This is a genomic window from Lutibacter sp. (genome assembly GCF_040883305.1).
In the GTDB taxonomy this organism is placed as follows: domain Bacteria; phylum Bacteroidota; class Bacteroidia; order Flavobacteriales; family Flavobacteriaceae; genus Lutibacter.
Genome location: NZ_JBFLKT010000252.1, coordinates 1 through 3,629 on the forward strand (window position 1 = coordinate 1; position 3,629 = coordinate 3,629).

The 3,629-nt window shown below is 29.4% G+C and carries 4 protein-coding genes; all 4 read right to left on the reverse strand.

Annotated elements, in window-relative coordinates:
* On the reverse strand, window positions 1–443 hold a 443-nt coding region (locus tag AB1Z17_RS07925; protein ID WP_368051263.1), incomplete at its 3' end, for a BatA domain-containing protein.
* A gap of 31 nt (window positions 444–474) precedes the next feature.
* Window positions 475–1,212, reverse strand: coding sequence for a 5'-methylthioadenosine/adenosylhomocysteine nucleosidase (locus AB1Z17_RS07930; protein WP_368051264.1), 738 nt, complete (start codon window positions 1,210–1,212; stop codon window positions 475–477).
* 10 nt (window positions 1,213–1,222) lie between these two features.
* Window positions 1,223–1,885 carry an ABC transporter ATP-binding protein gene (locus tag AB1Z17_RS07935; RefSeq protein ID WP_368051265.1) on the reverse strand — a complete coding sequence of 221 codons (663 nt, stop codon included), beginning with the start codon at window positions 1,883–1,885 and terminating at the stop codon, window positions 1,223–1,225.
* 41 nt (window positions 1,886–1,926) lie between these two features.
* The coding region (locus AB1Z17_RS07940; RefSeq protein WP_368051266.1) for a DUF5916 domain-containing protein at window positions 1,927–3,629 on the reverse strand (1,703 nt) is incomplete at its 5' end.

Below are 3,629 nucleotides of genomic sequence, written 5' to 3' on the forward strand. Positions count from 1 at the left end.
AGCTCGTTTTTTAAAGTTTTAGTATCTAAATTAAAAAACTCTTTATCATTTGTAATTATTGACATTAAATTGTCTTCAAAATTGTTTTGTTCAATAATTTTTTGAATACTGCTTTTTAATAACTCACCATTTTCACCTTTAGCTTGCATACTAAAAGAATTGTCTAAATAAATACGGGTATTAAATTTTTTATCAGAAGAAAAATCAGAAAAGTAAGGCTGTGCAAAGGCCATAATTAAACTGGCAAAAGCGAGCATTCTAGTTAATAAAATAAGCCATTTTTTTATACGGGCACTTTTGCGTGTTTGTTGTTCAATATTTTTTAAAAATTGTACGTTGGTAAATGGAACTTTTACAAAACGTTGCAACTGAAATAAATGTACTAATATCGGTATGATAAGAACTATTAGTACATATAAAATTTCAGGATTTTTAAATTGCATGTTTGTTGGTTATAAAGCCTTAAAGTTAGAACTAATTATTAAAATAGTTTTTTAAAATTCCTAATGCATAATAACTTGCAATAGAGTTTGCGAATCTAGAAAAATCTATAGTTGCATTGTCGTTTGCTTTATCTGAAATTATTCTAATTATTGAAAACGGAATTTCGTATTCGTAACAAATTTGTGCAACAGCAGCACCTTCCATTTCAACACAAATTGCTGTTGGTAATGCTTTATTTAATTTGTTAATTTTTTTTAAACTTTTAATAAATTTATCTCCACTAGCAATATCACCAAACACAATTTTTGGAGCTGTTATCTCAAAAGCAGCTGCCTCTTCAATATTTATGTACGTATTGTAAGTATTTATAAATTTAGTAGTTGCTTCAATAATTTTTGTAGCGTTTTTTGTTTCAAGAAATTCTTTTTTTAAGATAGGAATTTCAAACTTTTTATAGAATGGACTCGCATTTAAGTCGTGTTGATATAAATTCTTTCCAATTACAATATCACCAATATTTAACTCTTTGTTAATTGCACCAGCAACACCTGTAAATATAATTTCATCTACATTAAAATCGTTTATAAGTTGTGTAGTTGTTGCTGCAGAAGCAACTTTTCCCCAGCGTGAAAACACAAGCACCACATTTTTATTAAATAAAGTTCCTGTATAATAAGTACGCATCCCTTTTTCGGATGTTTCTACATTTTTAAGTTCATTTAACAACGCCTGAATTTCTTCTTGCATTGCGCTTATAATTCCTATCATTTAATAAATTTTAGTTGATAATTTTACCGTCTTTCATTTCTAGTTTTCTGTCTGCCATTTCAGCTAACTCTTGATTGTGTGTAACAATTACAAATGTTTGATTGAATTTTTTACGAAGTTCAAAAAATAATTCGTGTAAATTTTTAGCAGAAGCAGAATCCAGATTTCCGCTCGGTTCATCGGCAAAAATAACATCTGGATCGTTTACTAAAGCTCTTGCTACAGCAACACGTTGTTGTTCCCCACCAGATAATTCGTTTGGTTTGTGTTGTATTCTGTCTGATAATCCTAAAAAGTTAAGTAATTCAGTAGCTTTGGCTTCGGCCTCTTTCTTAGATTTATTAGCTATAAATGCAGGAATACACACATTTTCAAGTGCTGTAAATTCTGGAAGTAATTGATGAAATTGAAATATAAAACCAATATGTTTATTTCTAAAATTAGAGAGCGATTTATCTTTTAGTTGTAATAAATCTACATTGTTAATAGTGAGTTCAGCATCTGTATTGTTTGAAGCTTTATCTAAAGTACCTAATATTTGTAATAGTGTTGTTTTTCCAGCTCCGGAAGGACCAACTATAGCAACAACTTCTCCTTTTTTTATGGTTAGGTCAACACCTTTTAAAACTTCTAAATCTCCGTAAAACTTATGTATATTTTTTGCTTGTATCATGTTGTAAAATAGTTGCGTGAAAATACATAATTAATTTAGAACTACAACCAAGTTTTAAGATTGTTGTAATCTAAGTAGTAGATAAGTTTAAGTGATATATTATTGGTTACAGGTTCTTTAAAAAGATTGTCTAAATTTTCTTTAAATCTTAAGCCCGATAAATCGTCTTCATTAAAAATAGAATTTCTATACAATGCAACTAATTGACTTCCAGGAGCAAACTCCCAAGAATAGCTTAAATCTAGATTCCAAATATTATAATTTATATCATGATTATCAGAATAACTACTGTCGTTTAAATTGCCATCACTATTTAATTCAAAAAAAGTGGTATCGTAAGTTACTGGTGACCAATAGTGCCTAAAAGATAAAGCTAAAGAAGATTTTGTGCTAAAACTTAATTTACTACTTAATGTATTGGTAACTGTTTTAGATGCTCTATTTCCAAAAATAATAGCGCCGTTATCCAATTCATTTACGTAACCTTTTTCGTCCGTAGCTTCTCTAAAATTTATTGCGTGTACAACTTCGAATTTATCAGAAAAACGAAAACGGGGAGAAAAATTTACTGAATAGGTTTTATTGGAGTCGTTATACTTTTTAAAATAAAAGGCTCTAAGATCCATAGCGAATTTTTTTCTATAATCTGTAGAAATCCATCCACTTGTGAAAATACGAGCATTTTCTTTAAAAAACCTTCCCGCTACACGAGGTTCATAAAAATCGTATTGATTTCCAATACTTGATTCAATTTGCCCACCATAAGCCAGTCTTTTTAAAGTTATAAATCGGGCATTTATTTCAAAATTATTTCCTGAATATTTGTAGGGATTGTTTTGATATCTGAATTCATTTTGAAATGTAATTCTAAAACCACTTAATGTTTTTGTTGGTTCAAAAATCTGATAAGAAATTTTACTAAAATAATTGGCTAAGTTATTTCTATTTTGAAAGCCTAAATCTTTAATATCATAAGTGTCATTTACTCTCCAATGGCCTATTTCATATTGAATATTTCCCGATCTTTTTCCAACTTCTAAAAAAGTGGAATAGCCGCTGGTGTTTTTTCCAAACTCAGTAACATTACTTAGTTTATAGTTTCCCTGAATGTTATATTTATTTTGTTTGTCTGAAATATCAAAAAGTAATCCCGTAACATTTGCATCTCTAAAATTACCTTCACGCATTACATTCGAATTTACCAAACTTACCGATGAATTTTTATTAAACTGTTGGTCCAAAACAAGCAAATTATAATTTGCCAGTGGTTCGGTAACCTCTTTCCTCGTTTCTCCTGTAGTATTATTTTTTATAATTGCTGAAGTTTTCTCTGTAATTGCGTTAAAAACTCCTATCCCTAAACCCTTTTTTGTTCTACCAGAAATTTTAATAGCATTTAGCATATTAACTTTATCAGGATTGGAAATAACTTCTTCATTTTCATTTAAATGATCTTCAATTACATCATAGAGTACAGGTGCATTTCCAACACGACGAGAATAAAATAAACCACCTTTAGCAAAGAGTTCGGTTCCTTCGGTAAAGAAGGCTCTTTTTTCTTCGTATCGTTGCTCAAAAGGTCCTAAATTTAATACTTGATCGTCAAAAGCAGTTTGACCAAAATCTGGAATTAATGTAGCATCTAACGTAAAACTTTCATTAATGCCATATTTTAAATCCATTCCAATACTATTGTTGAATTCACTATCCCCATCAAAAGTTGAATATGAACTTGAGGCATAAG

Bases quoted from the DNA above. Each gene is read 5' to 3' on its own strand.
- AB1Z17_RS07935 (WP_368051265.1), bottom strand. From the start codon at position 1,885: ATGATACAAGCAAAAAATATACATAAGTTTTACGGAGATTTAGAAGTT.
- AB1Z17_RS07930 (WP_368051264.1), bottom strand. From the start codon at position 1,212: ATGATAGGAATTATAAGCGCAATGCAAGAAGAAATTCAGGCGTTGTTA.